We start from the raw sequence: 19164 nt of genomic DNA on the forward strand, positions 1-19164 counted from the left end.
TTCATATTATTATACATCATTTAATCGGAAATTACAAGGGGAGGAAAAACAATTATTATTTTCTGTAACAATAATATTAGAATTAATTAATATTTTACAAGAGCTTCGCTTATAGCTTTCCTTTCTTCGATCATCCGTTCATTATTTCTGTTTGAACCGAATAGACTGCTATATGTATAAAGTGAAATTCCTTGACACGACTTACAATCATTGATCTGATTGCCTATAATCCCTACATTACCGTTAAACTCATCGTCTGAATCGATCTTATATACACCGAGCCCTATGTTCAGTGATACATAACCACACTTACATAAATCCTGCCATTCTTGCAGTGTACTTATGAAAGGCTTGACAGCATCATTATATCCATAGTATATCTGTGGGATTATCCTGTCACATATCCCCTCTTGACAGCACCATTCTTCAACATCTGCATACAGCTTAGAAAAGTTATTTTCAATATTCCCCTGAGGAGAGATACTGACTTCAGCGCACACGTCCGCATCTTTTACTCGTTTATATATCAGACGGCACATATCTGTGATATTTTCTCTGCGCCATTCGTCAAGATCTTTTGCACAGTTCGTTTCTGAATAACATTCTGCATCAAAAAGCTTATCTGTAGTCGGATAAAAATAATCATCGTAATGCAGACCGTCAACATCATAATTATCAACTATCTCATATGCGCCATCTGCAATTAGTTTCCTAACCTCAGGGAAGGCAGGATCTAGCCAGAGATACCCGTTTTCATCCGAAAAGCTAACCTGACTATCAGCGTTAAGAAACCATTCAGCCGTTTGATATCCTGAGTGCCTGCTTAGTTCTTCAGCAGTCTGCAAACGCAGAGGATTGATCCAGGCATGAACGGAAAGTCCAAAGCTATGAGCAGTTTCGCAGATTATCTCCAGCGGATCGTAATCACCGCAAAAATACTCCGATTGCGGAAATATTACCGAATCATATATAGCATCACCAAAAGCTCGTACATGAACATAAATCGTATTACATCCAAGTTCTGATATATCATCACAGACAGCATTAAAACCTTTACGGAAATCCTCAGCATTCTCCAAAGACAAAATCGGTGCAAGATCTATATAAGAGATCCACATAGCCTTCTGACGTTCATAATTAATAGGTCTATAGCTATCATTATATTTTTCTTTATGATAATGCTGCGGCTCAGGTGACTGCCCGCGAATTTCTGTTATGACATCATAACTATTATTTCTGGCGCATCCTGTAAGAAATATCACCAGAAGCATTATTAATATCTTTTTCATTGATCATCAGCTCCTCTATAAAATATATGCAGAAGAGCTTTATTCATATAACAAAAATACCGCCGAACAATCGACGGTATTTAATATCAGACTTTTTTGCTTGCAAGCATCAGCAAGGTGATGCCTGCAAAAACCAGATGATATACGATTATTAGTGTTGGAGTGATCTGTGAAAACGACCCAAGTATCATTGATATCAAACATATAGCAGCACCGAGAGCTACAGAACCTGCCTGAATTGCAATACCAAGCTGTGCTGCAGACCTTATCTTTTTAACTCCGCTTATGAGCATCGCAAAAGCCGGGAAATTTCCACTGCACATCATAGATGAGGATTCGCGAACATTATATCCGACTTCATTTTCATACTCTTTATGGTACCTGAACGGCAGCATTTTCACTGAACCGTGATCCAGATCAAAAAGCTTTTCAAGATAATCTTCTGTGATAAATCCGTCAACATTCCTGATGACAGTGACAATACCTTCTCTTTCCAGCGCCTGCATCCACTTGGTAACAGAGATAGAAGGCGATACCTTTATCACGAACATAGTTGATATAACGCCGGAGATCGAAAGGTATAATATAACATTTCCCTTGCCGTATTCCTCTTCTTTTGAAACAGGCGGCAGTCCGTCGATCGAGTGATCTTCCATATGCTTTCTTGTACCGAGAAGGACTCTTTTATTATCTATCCATCCAGAGATACCTTTTTCATCCTCATAAATATAGCTTTCAACAGAATAAAGCATATCCAGCTTTCCTTTAAGTATCTTATAAAAAGAGTTTTTCAGAACGCTGTCCGAACGGAATACAAGGCTTGCTGCCATAAGTATGCATTTATCAAGCGGATAAGTGGAAAGCAGTTTCAGGTTGACCAGATCGACACTTTCTTTCGGGAAAAGATGCGCTGCATCAACAAGCACTGAGTTTGTATCAGAGTATTCATCTACTGCACTGTAACCGAGTATAACAGAAGAATACTGCAAATACTTGCCCGAAGCCTTGTTTATCGGAAGATTGACCGCAAGGATCAAAGAAAGCGATGAACACATCGTAACCGTACCAGAAAATGCAGCAAGAGCAACATAGATCTTCTCGATTCCCGAACCTGCGTGCTTATCACATATAAATGAGAGAAGACCCGTCAGCAGACCTGCAGCCAGTATCAGCGGTGCTGAATACTTTGCAAACTTATCTGAAATATCGGGAGAATAACTATTTTTTATAAAATCATCGACAAATCCGGTCTTACGCATGGCAGCCATGTTCGCATTTACAGGAACAGTTCCTCTGCCAAAATTCACAGCCGAGCTGCCATCAACGCTCTTCACAGCGTATCTGTCAAAATCACCTGCAATATATCTGAAATTCTTCTCTGTGCGCTGAACGGTCATCATCTTGCCGATCGTATTGAAAATAAGCCCCATGATAGCCGCCGATATATATACATGATAAAAGCATTCACGTATAGATTCCGGTTCAAAAAGAGTGGCTATACCTGCAATAACAGACACAAAGATCCCTGCAGCTGCAATAGAATCATTATCAGGCCTACGAAGGAACATATTCCTAATGCCAGCCGTCATAACTGAATAGGATACACCAAGAGCCAGCAGACCCATAATCGTGTTAGAGAACAGGAATGCAGATGGTGACACCGAACGGTCAAAGATCTTAATTACAGGCAATTCAAGGTCATTGGCAACAGTTATCAGCAGACTAGAGAGCCCTGTGAACAAAAGAACACAAAGTCTCAGGAAAAGATTACTTTTGACCTGCAGAATATCATTAAGAATTCTCGGAGCTTCATCATAATTTTCAAACTCCTTCTGACCAAAAGCCGTCTTCTTGTTCCTGTCAGATCCGGTTTCTGTATCTGAAATACTTTCCAGCACAAAGTTCTTGACCTTAGATCTTCTGTGCTGTTCAAGCACCTCTTCCTTACTGAGCTCATCATTTTCCGATACAGAAGTATCGTCAGGGAATATCTCAGGATCCTCGTTGTTTGGGATCAACTTATCTTCAAGATCAAGCCTGATATCTTTAACACTGGTGCGCTTTACAGGTTCATCATGCACCTGACCCTTACGTTTTCGTCTTCCGCTGATATTTGAAATTTTGCGGATCTTGCGGGCAGTATCAAGTGCAGCCTTATCATCAACCGCACCATCAGTAACGACATCTTCTTCAAGAAAATTATCACCTGTCTGAGAATTTAATACTTCTGAACTTAAATATGGATCATCATTTTTGATTTCCTCGTTCACGACAGTTGTATGTCCGGTTCCATCTGAAGTATTTCTTCCGTAAACTGTGTCTTCTCCGACCGAGCTATCAGGTATTACAGCAGAGATATTTTCTTTATCAGACTGAGAAAAGTTTATATCAAAATCATCGGTCTTTTCAGACTTTGATCCTTTATCGGGTCTGTATTTTATGCGGAATTCCGACATGAAATCATCGATAGAATATTTATCTGACAATCCTTATCACTCCCAATCTACTTGATATTACGCTGACGCACGATCTCATACATAAAGATACCTGCAGCAACAGAAGCATTCAAAGAGGTTATCTTACCTGCCATCGGCAGGCTGAGAAGCATATCGCACTTTTCTTTCATAAGTCTGCCCATACCGAACCCCTCAGAGCCAACAACCAGACCTATAGGACCTCTCAGATCGGCACCGGAATAATTTTGACCGGCACCATCAGTTCCGTATATCCATATTCCTTGCTTTTTAAGATCATCAACAGCAGCGGCAAGATTCGGAACTCTTGCAACCGGCAGCCAGCTTGCTGCACCTGCCGAAGTCTTGAATACTGTATGATTCAGTGAAGCACTGCGTCTTTTAGGAATGATGATTCCATGAGCTCCTGCAGCCTCAGCTGTACGTATTATTGCTCCGAGATTATGCGGATCCTCTATCTCATCACATATTATAATAAAAGGATCTTCACTTTTTTCTCTGGCTATGTTGAGTATATCCTCTACTTCAACGTATTCAGCACAAGCACCCACGGCAATAACGCCTTGATGTGCTGCCCCACCCGCCATACTGTCGAGCTTGATCTCCCTGACCTGTTTTACAGGGATATCCCTTTCTTTTGCCAGCTTCAGTATAAGAGAGATAGAACCTTTGGCTTCGGGATTAACGAAGATCATATCGATCAGCTTATCGGCTTTCAGCGCTTCTATAACGGGATTCCTGCCTAGGATAAGCTCTTCTTCGCGTTTATTATCAGTAGTTTTATTGTTATTGATTTTATTTTCTTTCATATCAAAATTCCTTTTTTAAACAACAGTTGTTATTTATTATAGCACAAAAATCCCCAAAAGCCAATAGCTAATGAGGATTTTTTTGCAGTTTAAACAAATATCACAAACGGTTTTAGGGAAATATGTTACCTATCCCAAAGCAAAAAGAAGAATTACAGCTGCCGATAATACGATAAGACCCATGAGTATCCTGATAAGGACTGCTGTATCCTTACAACTATGATGCTCTACATGATTTACGTCACCATGAAATTCTTCGCTGAGCTTTTCCATATACTCCTCTGCCATAACACGAGTATCATTTTCCGAAAACATATCGCAGCACGAATTTACAAACAAAAGTGCCCTATCAAAATATTCACTATTTGTACATTTAATCTCAATAATCTGCTTGTTTACACCTTTTATCACCTTTCAGACATCTCCCCGAATATAAATTACACATTAAAGTCCGTTCGAATGTACTTTTCAACAAAAATATGTTGAAAAGTTGAAAACGCGATTCAAAAATCAACATTCAGCGTTAAAAAGTGTTGAAAAACCTGTTGAAAAGGTTGAAAATTGCGTAAAATTCCAATGATTTCAACAGCTGTTAATTTTGTTGAAAATACAGTTCCGGGACAAAAATATGTACACGAGGTGAAAATCATTTTCACAAAAGAAGCTTTTCGATGCCGCTTAATGTTACTATTATATGAACGAACAGCATTTTCAAGTGTTGGTTTTCTTCTATGTCCGCTTTTATGGTAACTCACAGCGACTATTAATTTGTTAGGGTCAAAAATGACTTTTATATCCATATTTTAGTACACTTGAATATGCATGATATTTATAATGCCTATCTCTGAAAGTCTGTACAAAAATATGTATGTTTATACAGCTGATATATAAGAAAATGATTACATTTTGTAACGAAATTATCGTGTAGTCAGAAACTTGATAGCGCGTTCAATAGAATCCTTTGAATTGCCCCAGTCTGCATCACTCCCATTGTTGCGGTAATCATACATATCACAATAATGAGTAACATCTTTCTCCAGTTCTGTCAGATATTTTTCGGTAAGTTCAGCGCAGGCTTCCTTAAAACTGCCCTGTATCTTCTTATTCATTTTATCCTCGCAGGCAGACACAAGCATATCATAATGGGGCAGACAAAGCATCTCCTGTTCAGCAAACAGCTGACGAAACTCGTTTTGTTGTTCATATAACTCAAACAAAGTAACCATTATTCGGGACATTCCCCACTCAATCTTATTACACACAAAACAATCATTATTAACAGCGGAAACTCGTTTCTGCTTGGCTGACTTACCCTCGAAGATGCTCTGCCTTTTAAGGACATTCTTCTGGAGTGACTGCAAATGTGTTGACAGCATCAGCGCCAGTGAAAGACGGTTCTTGCAGGCACGCATCTGCTCGAAATGGGTCTTGCAGAAGCCCTGCTTGTTAGTTTCTATACGAACATCCGGCTCCATCATCGCGGCACCCATTATGTATTCGATTGTACGCTGTTCTAAGGTATCCCGAAGCCTGCATATGGGGCATCCGCATTTCGGCTCGAATATTTCTGTAACGGGTATGGTAAGAATACTTTCTCTCATTGAAAAACTTCCTTTCGCTGTTAGGCAAAAAATATCTTGAAAATTGTTTCATTATATAGTATAATGTATTTTGATGAAATTTGCAAGTGTCTTATAAAGGTGAATACTATGCTCATAAGTTACGATAAAGGTGATATCACTATCACCGATACCGACGAAATCATTACGCTCATACTTGATCTTGCCGAAAAGGGCATGAACGAGATATGGATAAGTGAAGACAACACGTCTTATCCCGCGCTTGCAGTGCTTGTCAACGGAAGATATGCCTGTCTGAACTATTTCGGGAATGACAACGGAGATATGTATATGTCCCGCGGGAAAGAGAATGTTGAAGTATCATTTAACCCCGGCGGAACAGAATGGGTTGCGCCGGCAGACGCAGTTTTACCTATAAATACTGCTATCGACTGTATAAGACAATTCTGCAAGAACTATAAACTGCCCGACTGTATAGAATGGCAGAACGGAGTGTGAACATAATGGACTACAAAAAAGACGGTAAAGATATACTGCTCTGTCAGGAGGACTTTGATCTTGACCAGACCCTTGACTGCGGTCAGGCGTTCAGGTGGGAAAAGACTGACGAAAATACCTACAGCGGAGCTTTTCTAAATAAGAAACTGGTTATAAGCTGTGAGAACGGAAAAGATGTTTTCAAGCTTCACGATACCACCGAGGTAGACTTTCTTTCATTGTGGGCAGATTATTTCGATCTTTCCACCGATTACAGTGAACTTAAAAGGCGTTTTTCCGAGGACGAAACTCTGTCAAAAGCCTGTAAATACGCAAGCGGTATACGGATACTCCGACAAGACAGCTGGGAAGCGCTCTCCTCTTTCATAATCAGCCAGAATAATAATATTCCACGAATCAAGGGCATAATAGGTCGGCTTTGCGAACACTGCGGCGGATATCCCGCATGGCAGGAACTCACCGAGGAGACCGAGGAAAGCCTTGCTTATCTCCGCGCAGGATTCAGGGCGAAATACCTTGTTGACGCTGTACAGAAGATACAAAGCGGTACCATAGATCTCGAAAAAATACGAAGCATGGATATCGAATGCGCTCGCAAGCTTTTGCAGACCATCAAAGGCGTAGGACCCAAGGTCGCAGAATGTGCGCTGCTCTTCGGCTTTTATCGTACAGAAGCTTTTCCTATAGATGTATGGGTAAAACGGGTTATGGCAAACTGGTATCCCAATGGTCTGCCTGAATGTATCAAAGGATACGAAGGCATAGCACAGCAATATCTTTTCCATTATATAAGAACTTCTGAGGAAGCAGCTGCTTCACTGAAATAAAGGAGGAAATTTGATTGACTTTTGTTCTTATTGGTATCGCATTGATACCTACCATCATTATTTTCTCAGCAGTGCTGAAAAAGACACCGACTGTAAAAAAAGAACCTTTTAAAAGAGTGGCTAAGGTATTCATTATAAGTGCACTATCAACTATAATTGCTGCAATATTGGAAGTTATTGGTAAGGATATAGTGGCTGTTGCATATAGTTCCGATGCAGATAAAATAGCAAGTATGTCCGGATATTTTGTGCTTTGCCTGTTAGTTATCGGTCCATCAGAGGAAGCCTGCAAATATTTCACATTCAAGCAAAATATCTTTAATGACAGGGAGTTTGATCATACCTATGACGGCGTTGTTTATGGCGCAGCTGCAGCTCTTGGTTTTGCTACCCTGGAGAATGTACTTTATGTATTGCAGTATGGTGCTCTGACAGGACTTCTCAGGGCTGTTCTTTCAGTACCGCTACATGCTTTCACTGGTATTTTCATGGGTTACAATTTCGGTATTTCCAAATATATAAAGTACAATAATATAATAAATGGAGAAAACAATAAGAATCCTCAGCGGCGCGCATTTCTTATTTCGGTCGTAGTACATGGTATGTTCGACTTTCTTCTTTTTGCATCTAAAGCAACTAATGCTCCGGAAAATTTCGTTTATATTTCTTTCGCAGGGGTTATAGGTATAATGATACTTGTATATGTGCTGATGATTAAGATCATCAATAAAGCCAGCAAACAGGATCTTATCATATACGGTGAATATTACTACCAGCACCTGAACGGTCAGTTACAGGATATGGTCGGTAAAACAAATGAGAACGGTGCTTTATTTGTAATCTCAGAAAACGTACCAAACTATACCACAAATACGAATGGATACCAACCGCATACGATGGCAGGTCAGCCTGTTACGTGGCAGTATAGTCATCCGGCAAACTATAATTATCAGCAGCCCGGAGGATATACTTACGCAAACTCACAGAACGGTCAGTACGGCTATCAACCGTACAACACCAATCAGCAATCCAATAACGTCAATCCTTACAGTAACGGACAGTACGGGTATCCTTCTCAAAATGCAAATCAGCCCCAGCATACCGGTACCTACGGACAGTCATATGATCCGGTCAGCTCTATGTACACACCGACACAGACTCAAACTCAACTGGCGGAAAGGATCAAATTCTGCAACGAATGCGGAAACAAACTAACAGCGGATTCTAAATTCTGTCCAGTCTGCGGAAACAAAATATAAGCTAAAAAAGGCATGAGAAAATGATCCCATGCCTTTTGCTGTATCAGTTCATTCTATCATCAAACGGCTTTACCATAATACCGGAAGACATACCGCCTACAGAATAGCTGACTATATCATCGGAAGACAGGATGCTTCCCTTGTCCACCAGACCTTGTTTTTCAAACTCTTTCAGCAAATTGATGACTTTCTCTTTTCTGCCTTCTGTATCGAGCATCTTGTATTCTTCATCATCAAGAAGTGATTCTATCTGAGAATCGACAGTATCCATAGAAGCTAATTCCTTATCAGAAAATCTCTCACAAACAAAAATATCTACCGTTTCTGATCGATGTTCTATATCACCATCCATATAACGTGCATAATAATGGTAAGTCATATCCTCTGATACCTCCGGATCAGATGGAAAAGTATCATCCACTTTGAACCGGATACTGTACCCCGCATCGCCCTTTATTTCATCACCTGATCCGCTGAAATCACCATTGTCCAGCATTTCACCTCCAGAACTTCCTGTGTCTGCGTTGATAAGTTCAACTTTATGAGAGCCAACTATATCTTTTGCCAAAAATACGACCTCACTGTCATCCTCGCCTATGAGTATCTCCCTTTTGTCAACATAAAGACTGATATCTACTACACTTTTGACCTGAAGATCTTCGGCGCTGTCTGAAATACTTTCCGGATCAGCATTTGAAGAAATCTCCGACAATGTTTTTTTCTCTGATGTATCCGATCTGACAGAATTATCAGAGCAGCCCGTAATAACAACTGACAGCACCAGCGATACGATAAACACGAAAACTTTGCTATTCATACAGTGACCTCCGAAATGATATGTATATAGGATATCACCTGATGCAATAATTGTCAAGTTTAGTATTGCATTTCTTTAATTATGATAAACAAACTGAAATCTTTATTCAAGTGAACATTTTTATCTCAACGAGGATCCTTCAGTTTATTTCCAACAAACCAGTAGTCGCATAAACAGCCGCCGCTTGCCAGTGTGTTTTCACGAAAAAGCTTTGCATGCATCAAATCTGCTGTAAAATGATCCATTTCACACATGACAGGCAATACATCAAGAAGTCCCTCACGCCTTGCAAAATTATTAAGCGGACACTGTGTAAAATGATAATAAAAACCGTCAATATGTTTTTGGTCATCAAAATTAAAGTCCCAAGAAACTTCTTTATATTCAGGGTGATCTTCAAGCCATTGTGCATTTTTAAGCATATTCTTACGTATAGCTTTTATCCCACTTGGCTTATTAGCATCTATAAAGAATACAATAAACCTCAAAGGTTTCCAGCTTATAACTTCACGTGAAATAACTCTGAGACTATCGATCGTGATCTTACCTTTTGCTGACCTGTATACTGAAAAGAATATAAAACTCATATATACATTGGAAGCCATCGGATTATCAAAACCAATATCATCTATCCTACCGAGCATCTCCCTGTATTCAACTTTCGCTGTTTTCATAGTTTCTGCTGCAAAGGAGTGACTATAATGTTTTTTCAAGGATCTGCGCACGATCGGAGCAAGAACTGACCAGTATTTACCGGTATATTTCAGCATTAATCTTCACCACCTGAAAGTTGCCCAGCGATCATTCACCTTAGGCAGTAACAATGCAAACAGTTTACCGCGTATACTGTATTTTTTCATTTCCTCATTAAAGCTATGCTCCTCAACAAGCTGTATACCTTCAGCAAGATCAGCGATCTCCTGTCCTGAATCAGTTCCTGAGAGAAAATGTGCGTTGGTATTTTTTACGGTATCATGATGCTTTTCACTTTTCTGCATAAATTTACAGTTCTGCTCAGCAATAAGAATTCCGCCATCCTGAAAATTGTTTTTCAGGATCTCCAGAAATGTCCGTATCTGATCTAATGTAAGGTACATGAACAAGCCCTCAGCAATAAAAACAGGCTTAGCTTTTCTGCCTATCAGAGCATTCTGCACAGCAGAACACCATTTACTGTCAAGGGCATTACCTGCTATCATGGTTACACGATCACGTTCAGGAAACGCCTTTCTTCTTGCATCTATAGAATCAGGAAGATCAAGATCAAACCATAGTATCCTTCCATTATCAACTCTTGAAAAACGATCATCAAATCCTGCACCGACGTTTACAACAACAGTATCGGGAGCCTTCTTAATGATATCTTTAAGCTGACGGTCAAGCATTATTGTTCGTGCTACAACACCCTCATGAGACATGAATTTATCATACGGTCTTGTATCCACATTCAGTGATTTAATTATCTCTACAGCTTTCTGATCCCTGATCCTTGCATTTTTGCGCATAGTTTCATTAGCTTTGACCGCAAGCGGTATCAAAGCCGTAGTCTGTACATCACCTAATTTCAGTTCCATAGTTCATTATTCTCCTTTTCTTCGGTTAGTTTCTTCTAACCCGTTAATTCCATTATAACATACAACAATAAGGATTTCAAGATGTTTCAAAAAGAATTAAAACCAATTTTAAAAAGTAATATAAATACGTATAATGTGCTAATTGTCCAAAACCATATTAATACAACTTTTTTATTATAAAAAAAAGAGGGACGCCCCTTATCGAAAAGGGGTTCCCTCATAGGATCTAAAAGTTACAATAGACTTTACAAATGAAACATATAGATTTAATTACTGAAGTGATTTTAATTTGCTGGATGTTATGGGAAAGGCAGTCTTTGAAAGTTTACGAGTAACTACCATCTGTAAAGCGAGTGCATCTGACTTATTAAGACCATTTCCTGCATCCACGCAATCAGCATTTTTCTTGCCTTGTTCGCTAAGAACACATTTTTTAGGATCCGAAAGATACTGCATCAAAAGGACAATATCAGACATATCGACCTTACCATCGATATTAACATCACCATAATTCGGAGTAACAGTATTATGCGGCTGTTCTGAATACGAACCCGAATAATAATCACTGATGGATATACCGTTTCCGGACTTACCAAGTTTGATCTTATGATCAAGGCTGATGAACTTTCCGTTTTCATCCTTCCAGAGTGAAGGCTTTACGAACTCATATTTTTCTTCGTCCCAGTGATCCCAGTTACAATCGCTGGCAATAAGTCCGCCTGTGTCACTGGAATTTTCATTGAAGCACCAGAAGGTGTGATGTATACGCTTATCAATCATATAATCACGAAGTACTTCCATCCAGTGTTTATTTGCGCCAGAAGGGTCATTCACACTGTCAATACGTCCGCCCCACTCACCCATGAGCAGAGGAGAAATCTTTTCTTCAACAAGGAATGCCCATGAATCGTACCAGTATTCTTTGAGCAGATATTCTCTGTCAAACTTGTAGCTTGTATAGTTGGGGCCTTTACCCTGCAGGTGGAACCAGGACTGTTCATAAACCAGAGGGCCGTAGTCATGAGGTGAATAAACAAGCTGACTCTGATACTTGCCGAGATTTACGGGATAATCTCTGGCACCGCGGAAGTTTCCTCCCCACCATGCACCGTGATAAGGCTGATAATCAGGATCACCATAATGAGCATAATCGGTTGAATTTGAAGACCAGTCGAAGCCCTTTTCAAATTTCGGATAAACTTCGATACCCTCTACCATTATAAGGAGATTGGGGTTCTTTTCGAGGCACGCCTTAGCACCTTTTTCAGCGGCATAACGCCAGTTGTTGGCATCGCTTGAGCCATCCCATTTTGCAAAGATACCATCATCCTTTTTACCGTGAGGCTCATTTTTAAGGTCGATCGCGATAACAGTATCATCATCCTTGTAGTAATCAGCGAACCATGCCAATGCATCGAGCCAGTCCTTCTCGCTGTATTTGTTATCATACCAGAGTGCGTAGTTATGACCGGCTGCATTTGTGGTAGCACAGTGTATATCCATCATGATCTTGATGCCGTTTTCCCTGCACCATTCCACAGCCTTATTCCAGATATCAAAGCTGTACATCGGTGTTCCGCCTTCGATGCCTTCAATGGTGAGTTCAGGATTCTTCCACTCGTTAAGCTTGATTATAGGGTCGGGTTTACCATTCTTCCACTGAAGAAGTATCTCTGTGGACATCGGTACACGAAGCAGATTAAAGCCGTGATCAGCTATCTCGTTGAGTGCCTGATGCATATTGATGCTCCATACACCGTCAAAAATCTGACTTCCGACGTTATAGCCAAACCAGTTGCAGCCAGTCATCCATACAGGATTTCCATACATATCCACAACCTCGGCATTTTCATTTACGTGAAGCCAGTCATCATGGTAAGAATCAGGAGCTGCCGTTACAGAGGCAGCGGAAGCGGCAGGCACATTATCAGCTATTATGCCTGAAGCCGGAGCAAAGATGATCGTACAAGCAGATACAGCTGCAGTCATCCCCGAGATCAGTTTTTTGAACATAGTATACATATCCTCTCTTCTGCTGCCTGTATAAGGAATTTACAGACAGTTTAATTTACTGATATTATACAATATAACAAGCTGATTGTCAATAAGTAAAATCATTTTTTTATGTAACAAATCTATATCAATATTTTTGTGCAATATTCTGATACATACAGAATACATATCCTAATAATTATACCGAAATTAAGGCTTTGCATGATATGACTTTCTTTTGCTGGATGGATAATATTCTTTTGTATCAAATGCTGTTAATATACGTTTTTAGCTAGTGATATTTTACAAAATAAAAGGATATTATTCACGAAAATAAGAATTTGCTTGATATTTAAAATAAATCATGATATAATTACGAATGTGATACGTAACCAAGTCTATTTGATGTATCATTTAATGGTCAGGCTGTGATGGTATAACAGCCGGTATATTTATAATTTCAAAGGGAGGATCTTAAAATGAAACATGATGTGACAAAGCGGACACTTGCAGGCATACTTTCTGTACTATGTATTGCAGGTGCTATCCCCACAGGCATCAATACCAATAGTTTATGCTTCACTACAGCAGTAACGGCTTACGCAGATGCCGAACAGGGATCTGTCTCTTCCGCCTCTGTACATGAGGTCTCAACTCTTGATGAATTCCTTACTGCTGCCAATTCAGCCCAGAATGGCGATACTATTAAGCTAACCGATTCATTCACAGTAGTCGGGAATTATACAATAAACAACGATAAAGCCTTTACGGTAGATTTCAACGGCAATATGATATACTTTGACGGTGAAGGCAATTACAAGGTGCAGAGCTATTTTTATATCAATAACAATGATGCTCACATCACTTTCCTGGACAGTGGTTACGGCGGAGGAATGTCTGTTATCAACCCTTGTGTTGTACGTCTTATAATGAATAACAGCGGTACAGTTGAACTTCTCAGCGGTACTTATATCGGTGGTCTTGATACTATAAGAACAAATACGAATAATGCCCATGTATACATAAAGGGCGGTTATTATGATCTCCTTAAAGAGGATGATGAGGGTCCTTTTTTCAGAAACGGTAACGGTCATTATTATCTGACAGGCGGATATTATACTGAAAGAAGCAATATGAGCGATACCAGATTTGATCTTGCAGAAGGTCATGAGTATTACGAAACAGGCAACGAAGAATATCCCCTTGGTATACGAAAAACGGATGCTACAGCTATCAAAGATGCAGAAATCGAAAATATCTCCGATCAGGAATACACCGGAAGCAAGATAATGCCAAATCTGAATATCACCTTTGGTACAAGGGGATTGAGAGAAAATGAGGACTATACTGTTTCGTACGAAAATAACATCAATGTTGGTACTGCTACGGCACATATTCACGGTATAGGGGATTTCTGTGGTTATATAACCAAAACCTTCAGCATAAAGAAAACGCCGGAGTACAGTATTCCTCAGAATGTCAAAGCACCTTTCAGCAGTACACTTGCTAACGCAAAACTGCCAACCGCCGATAACGGTACATGGAGCTGGGAAAACAGTAAAACGAGCGTCGGTAATGCAGGTAAAAAAACCTTCAAGGCTGTATTCACTCCAAAGGATACCGAGCATTATCTGACTATCAGCGGCATCGAAGTTCCTGTCACCGTATATCATACCTATCAGAAAGTCAGTGCTGTTGAACCTACCTGTACTGCTTCCGGTAATATAGAGTACTACATCTGTTCTGACGGAAAGTACTATACCGACAACAAAGGGCAAAATGAGGTCTCTCTGAAAGATACGGTACTTCCGGCTAAGGGGCACACTTATAGTGAACCGGATTGGATATGGTCTGATCAGACTGCATCTTCCTCCATAACAGCAAAAGCTGTATTCAAATGCCAAGATTGCAGATACGCTGAAACTGTCAATGCATATGTGACCACAAAAGTAATGGATCCGACCTATATTTCAAACGGCAAGTATGTATACAATGCCACCGTAAAATTCGGTGGGAAAACATATACTGCTACCAAGGAAATAACTATCAATAAACTGAAATATACTGCTCCCGCTATTTCATACGAAAAGGGCGATGAAGCTGTAAAACTTACATGGTCAAATGTTGACGGAGCTGAAAAATACGGTGTTGCAGGATATGTAAACGGCAAATGGGTAGTGCTTGCCGAAGGTGAAGGTAACAGTTACGTTATAAAAGGACTCACCGCCGGCAAACAGTATAAGGTCGCTGTTATAACAAAAATAAATGGTCAATGGATCAAAGATGTTTCCAATGCAATAACAATAACACCAAAAGAAGCACCCCATGAATATCCTACCATAATATCTGTAGACTATGACCAAAAGTTCCACCAGTTCCGTCTTAACTGGACAAAAATCAAAGGGGCACAAAATTATGGTATTGCTGTATATATGGCAGGCAGATGGAAGATCATAAATCAGAATATCCCTGCAGATACTACAAGCTTCACATCACCCAAGCTCAAAGCAGGACAGATTTATAAGGTTGTAGTATGTGCAAAGGTAAACGGAAAATGGGATACCGCAGAACTGAGCAAAAGAGCTTTCAATGTTGCGGTAAACTGATCGGCACATTATTAAATGTATAATAATATTAAGCCCTCCTGTAGTATGATAAGAACTACAGGAGGGCTTGCTTTAGAAATATGATCATAACAAATAACGATCTATGTATAATTATAATTCAACAACAACTGTTTAACAGGGATTGAAAATATCAAAACAATGATGTATAATAATATCTGAGTGATAAAATACTTTTTTAGCAGACTAAGATTTAACACACATGGAAGTGATTATAATATGAAATTAGTTGAATACGGTGATAATAGTTCACAAAACTATCTTATCCAGCTCATAGACAAACGTGAACTTGAAGAAATAGAAGATGAGATCAGGTTGATAGTAAAACACAGTAATAAAAACATCTGTCTTTTAGCATTTATAGTTGACAGCTGGAATCAGGATCTTTCACCATGGAGTGCTCCTGCTGTATTAGGAAATGAAGATTTCGGAGATGGGGCTAAAAACACACTCAATGAAATATTGCAGTACACTGACGATCCCGAAAAGGATTACTATCTCGGCGGATATTCTCTTGCGGGTCTGTTCGCTTTATGGTCAGCATATCAAACTGACATATTCAGCGGGATAGCAGCAGTTTCCCCCTCTATATGGTTCCCGGGATTTACAAAGTATATGTATGAGCACAAGCCTCTCACAACCAACGTATATCTTAGTCTTGGAGATAGAGAAGAAAAAACGAAAAATCCAGTTATGGCACAGGTTGGTAACGCTATACGTGCCGGATACGAGTCACTGAAAGATAATAAAATACACTGTACAATGGAGTGGAATCAGGGAAATCACTTCAAAGAGCCTGAACTGCGTATGGCAAAAGGTTTTGCATGGCTCCTGAAAAAAGGATAAATAATAATGAGATATAAAAATATAAAAAAAGGAAAGTTCATTTCACGACCCAACCGATTTATCGCACAAGTAGAGATAGACGAAAAAAATGAAACCGTTCATGTTAAAAATACAGGGCGCTGCAAGGAAATCCTAATAGATGGTTGTGACGTATGGCTCACTGCACCCGGGAGTCCCGGCAGAAAAACAAAATATGACCTTGTAACAGCCAGAAAAACTAACGGACTTATTATCAATATAGACTCACAAGCTCCAAACAAGGCGATGCTTGAATGGTTAAATAGGCAAGGCTGTGACCGCATAATCCCAGAATATACCTATGGCAATTCCAGAATAGATTTCTATATTGAAAACGGTAATGAAAAGATACTTATGGAAGTAAAAGGCTGTACGCTTGAAAATGATGGCATCGGCTATTTTCCCGATGCACCGACGGAACGTGGGATAAAACACATTCAAGAACTTATCAAGGCAAAAGACGACGGATATAAAGCCGTACTTGCTTTTGTGATACAAATGAACGGCATAAAAGAAGTCAGACCGAATAAAGAAACTCACCCCGAATTTGAAACCGCTTGGAAAGAAGCATTAAAAGCAGGAGTAGAGATAATATTCTGCACCTGCAAAGTATGGGAAAACGGGTTTGAAATAACAGGACAGGAGAAATCTAATGATAAAGATACTTTTCGTATGTCATGGTAACATCTGCCGCTCGGCTATGAGCGAATTCATTATGAAAGATATGATCACTAAAAAAGGGCTTGCAGACAAGATACAGGTAGCATCTTCAGCAACATCAAGAGAAGAAATAGGAAACGATATGTATCCGCCTGCGAAACGAAAACTTGATGCGGAACATATCTCTTATACAAGGCACCATGCAAGGCAGATCACAAAATCGGATTATGCCGAATATGACATGATACTCTGCATGGAGCAGTACAATATAAGAAATCTTAAAAAGATCATTACCGATGACCCTGACAATAAAATACATCTTCTCCTTGATTATTCCGATACTCCTAGAGATATCTCCGATCCGTGGTATACAGGCGATTTTGATAAAACATATAATGATATCAAAGAAGGCTGCGAAGGACTGCTTAAAAGATTGACAATCAAATAACAAAGTATAATAAATAGTATGTTTTAAATTGTGCAGTTTGTGTGACTTGCCACTTGCAATTATCGTAAAAATATTGTATAATAAAGTATAATATATTTTTTCGGAAAGGAAGGTAGAATCAATGAATCTCAAGGATATATGTAAAAAAGTCAATATTTCTCTGAATTCAAAAACAGAAAAAAACATCATGGCTGCTTCCATATCAACTGCTCTAGCCATACTTACTATATCAAACAAAAAGAAAAAAGGCAAGCCGAATTTTTTTCAGCGTATAGGGAAGTATTACAGTTCAATTGACAAGCTTCTTGTCATGACTGTAGCTAAAACAGTTGAAGCAGAAGAAACACGCCAAGCAGCTGAACGTGAATTCACTGAAAAAAAGCTGAGAGACCTTAAGATCATTGATGCTGAACCGCTGGATCTTTCCGACTTGGAAGAGGAAGTTCATGACTGAATATCTTACAAATTACAGAAAATACATTCTTGAATGTATTGAAAATGAAAACTGTGACTATTCAAAACTGCTTGATTATCACAGTGAAAAACTGCATCAGTTCCAGCATGAAAGATTCATTCACTTGATAGTTATGGCGCTTTTTGCTTTATGCACTGTTATGACAATACTTGCTATAGCGATATTCGATAAGCTTTTACTTATTCCGCTTGCAGCACTGCTGATGGGGCTGCTAGTGCCTTACATAAAACACTATTTTTTTCTGGAAAATACAGTACAGCTGCTTTACAAGGACTATGATACAATATATAAGAAAGTTCACGGCTTATCCCAGGAGGACTTGAAATGACATATCATAAAGAACACTGGAAAGGCAGTGTGATAACCTCTCCCCTGCCGCCGACACTTGTGACTTGTGCATACGAAGGTAAAGTAAATGTGCTTACCATCGCATGGACAGGCATACTTTGTACAAGACCTCCGGTAACTTATATATCTGTAAGACCTGAAAGGTATTCTTATGATATTATAAAAAACAGCGGCGAATTTGTTGTAAATCTTCCAACTAAGGAGCTTGTTCGGGCTGTTGACAGATGCGGAGTGAAAACAGGAGCAAAGACAGATAAATTTGCAGACTGTGGACTTCACACTGAGGATTGTGTAAATGTAGCTGTTCCTATGATCGCTGAATGTCCTGTCAGCATAGAATGTAAGGTAAAAGATATAGTCCCGCTTGGAAGCCATGATATGTTCATCGCAGATATTGTCGGAATAAATGCAGCCAAGGAACTGCTTGATGAAAAAGGCAAACTTTGTCTAGAAAAAGCAGGATTACTGGCTTATGCTCACGGAGGATATTTTGAACTTGGAAAACAGTTAGGCACTTTCGGATACTCAGTAAAAAAGAATAAGAAGCGCTTTGATAAAAAGCGCTGAACAGAATACAGACTTGTCACACATGATCGTGGCATTATATCAGAATTATGAAAGAGGAA

General features: G+C 39.4%; 20 protein-coding genes. 10 read left to right on the forward strand and 10 right to left on the reverse strand.

The window, feature by feature from the left end; genetic code table 11:
- Window positions 1-86 precede the first annotated feature (86 nt).
- From RUMAL_RS10170 to RUMAL_RS10190, 6 genes are all read right to left on the reverse strand, one after another.
- Window positions 87-1289 carry a glycoside hydrolase family 10-like protein gene (locus RUMAL_RS10170; protein ID WP_013498659.1) on the reverse strand — a complete coding sequence of 401 codons (1203 nt, stop codon included), beginning with the start codon at window positions 1287-1289 and terminating at the stop codon, window positions 87-89.
- Between the two features lie 86 nt (window positions 1290-1375).
- Window positions 1376-3775 (reverse strand): hypothetical protein, encoded by a 2400-nt coding sequence (locus tag RUMAL_RS10175; RefSeq protein ID WP_013498660.1) that lies wholly within the window; start codon window positions 3773-3775, stop codon window positions 1376-1378.
- A 17-nt stretch (window positions 3776-3792) separates the two neighbouring features.
- On the reverse strand, window positions 3793-4572 hold the full coding sequence (gene rlmB / locus RUMAL_RS10180; RefSeq protein WP_013498661.1) for a 23S rRNA (guanosine(2251)-2'-O)-methyltransferase RlmB: 780 nt from the start codon (window positions 4570-4572) through the stop codon (window positions 3793-3795).
- Window positions 4573-4701: 129 nt separating this feature from the next.
- Window positions 4702-4983 (reverse strand): hypothetical protein, encoded by a 282-nt coding sequence (locus tag RUMAL_RS10185; protein ID WP_013498662.1) that lies wholly within the window; start codon window positions 4981-4983, stop codon window positions 4702-4704.
- 92 nt (window positions 4984-5075) lie between these two features.
- On the reverse strand, window positions 5076-5372 hold the full coding sequence (locus RUMAL_RS21785) for a hypothetical protein (protein WP_154662849.1): 297 nt from the start codon (window positions 5370-5372) through the stop codon (window positions 5076-5078).
- A gap of 117 nt (window positions 5373-5489) precedes the next feature.
- A complete protein-coding gene (locus tag RUMAL_RS10190) occupies window positions 5490-6173 on the reverse strand; it encodes a DUF6062 family protein (protein ID WP_013498663.1) in 684 nt (227 codons plus the stop codon).
- Between the two features lie 108 nt (window positions 6174-6281).
- Here RUMAL_RS10190 and RUMAL_RS10195 point away from each other — a divergent pair, with 108 nt between their 5' ends.
- From RUMAL_RS10195 to RUMAL_RS10205, 3 genes are read left to right on the forward strand one after another with little or no spacing between them, the layout of a single operon-like run.
- On the forward strand, window positions 6282-6650 hold the full coding sequence (locus RUMAL_RS10195; protein ID WP_028504345.1) for an Imm1 family immunity protein: 369 nt from the start codon (window positions 6282-6284) through the stop codon (window positions 6648-6650).
- 5 nt (window positions 6651-6655) lie between these two features.
- Window positions 6656-7477, forward strand: coding sequence for a DNA-3-methyladenine glycosylase family protein (locus tag RUMAL_RS10200; RefSeq protein ID WP_013498665.1), 822 nt, complete (start codon window positions 6656-6658; stop codon window positions 7475-7477).
- Between the two features lie 14 nt (window positions 7478-7491).
- Window positions 7492-8736, forward strand: coding sequence for a PrsW family glutamic-type intramembrane protease (locus RUMAL_RS10205; protein WP_013498666.1), 1245 nt, complete (start codon window positions 7492-7494; stop codon window positions 8734-8736).
- Window positions 8737-8779: 43 nt separating this feature from the next.
- On the opposite strand, the gene RUMAL_RS10210 is transcribed toward RUMAL_RS10205, so the two are convergent.
- From RUMAL_RS10210 to RUMAL_RS10225, 4 genes are all read right to left on the reverse strand, one after another.
- Entirely contained in the window at window positions 8780-9553 is a 774-nt protein-coding gene (locus RUMAL_RS10210) for a hypothetical protein (RefSeq protein ID WP_013498667.1), read from the reverse strand.
- A 125-nt stretch (window positions 9554-9678) separates the two neighbouring features.
- A complete protein-coding gene (locus tag RUMAL_RS10215; protein ID WP_242843384.1) occupies window positions 9679-10227 on the reverse strand; it encodes an L-2-amino-thiazoline-4-carboxylic acid hydrolase in 549 nt (182 codons plus the stop codon).
- 102 nt (window positions 10228-10329) lie between these two features.
- Window positions 10330-11127, reverse strand: a complete 798-nt coding sequence (locus RUMAL_RS10220) for a class I SAM-dependent methyltransferase (protein ID WP_013498669.1) — start codon at window positions 11125-11127, stop codon at window positions 10330-10332.
- A gap of 270 nt (window positions 11128-11397) precedes the next feature.
- Entirely contained in the window at window positions 11398-13140 is a 1743-nt protein-coding gene (locus tag RUMAL_RS10225) for a cellulase family glycosylhydrolase (protein ID WP_013498670.1), read from the reverse strand.
- A gap of 458 nt (window positions 13141-13598) precedes the next feature.
- Here RUMAL_RS10225 and RUMAL_RS20775 point away from each other — a divergent pair, with 458 nt between their 5' ends.
- From RUMAL_RS20775 to RUMAL_RS10260, 7 genes are all read left to right on the forward strand, one after another.
- Complete coding sequence (locus RUMAL_RS20775; RefSeq protein WP_013498671.1) at window positions 13599-15725, forward strand: fibronectin type III domain-containing protein; 2127 nt, start codon at window positions 13599-13601, stop codon at window positions 15723-15725.
- A 237-nt stretch (window positions 15726-15962) separates the two neighbouring features.
- Complete coding sequence (locus RUMAL_RS10235; RefSeq protein WP_013498672.1) at window positions 15963-16589, forward strand: alpha/beta hydrolase; 627 nt, start codon at window positions 15963-15965, stop codon at window positions 16587-16589.
- 6 nt (window positions 16590-16595) lie between these two features.
- Entirely contained in the window at window positions 16596-17291 is a 696-nt protein-coding gene (gene sfsA, locus RUMAL_RS10240; protein ID WP_013498673.1) for a DNA/RNA nuclease SfsA, read from the forward strand.
- Window positions 17260-17715, forward strand: coding sequence for a low molecular weight protein-tyrosine-phosphatase (locus RUMAL_RS10245; RefSeq protein WP_013498674.1), 456 nt, complete (start codon window positions 17260-17262; stop codon window positions 17713-17715). Before sfsA ends, RUMAL_RS10245 begins: the two co-directional genes overlap by 32 nt.
- A gap of 121 nt (window positions 17716-17836) precedes the next feature.
- Complete coding sequence (locus RUMAL_RS10250) at window positions 17837-18169, forward strand: hypothetical protein (RefSeq protein ID WP_013498675.1); 333 nt, start codon at window positions 17837-17839, stop codon at window positions 18167-18169.
- A complete protein-coding gene (locus RUMAL_RS10255) occupies window positions 18162-18518 on the forward strand; it encodes a hypothetical protein (RefSeq protein WP_013498676.1) in 357 nt (118 codons plus the stop codon). Before RUMAL_RS10250 ends, RUMAL_RS10255 begins: the two co-directional genes overlap by 8 nt.
- The gene (locus RUMAL_RS10260; RefSeq protein ID WP_013498677.1) at window positions 18515-19105 is read left to right on the forward strand and encodes a flavin reductase family protein; all 591 of its coding nucleotides are present in this window, start codon (window positions 18515-18517) and stop codon (window positions 19103-19105) included. The genes RUMAL_RS10255 and RUMAL_RS10260 overlap by 4 nt, the downstream gene beginning before the upstream one ends.
- The last annotated feature ends 59 nt before the right edge of the window (window positions 19106-19164 follow it).

Source organism: Ruminococcus albus 7 = DSM 20455 (assembly GCF_000179635.2).
Classification (GTDB): Bacteria; Bacillota; Clostridia; order Oscillospirales; family Ruminococcaceae; genus Hominimerdicola; species Hominimerdicola alba.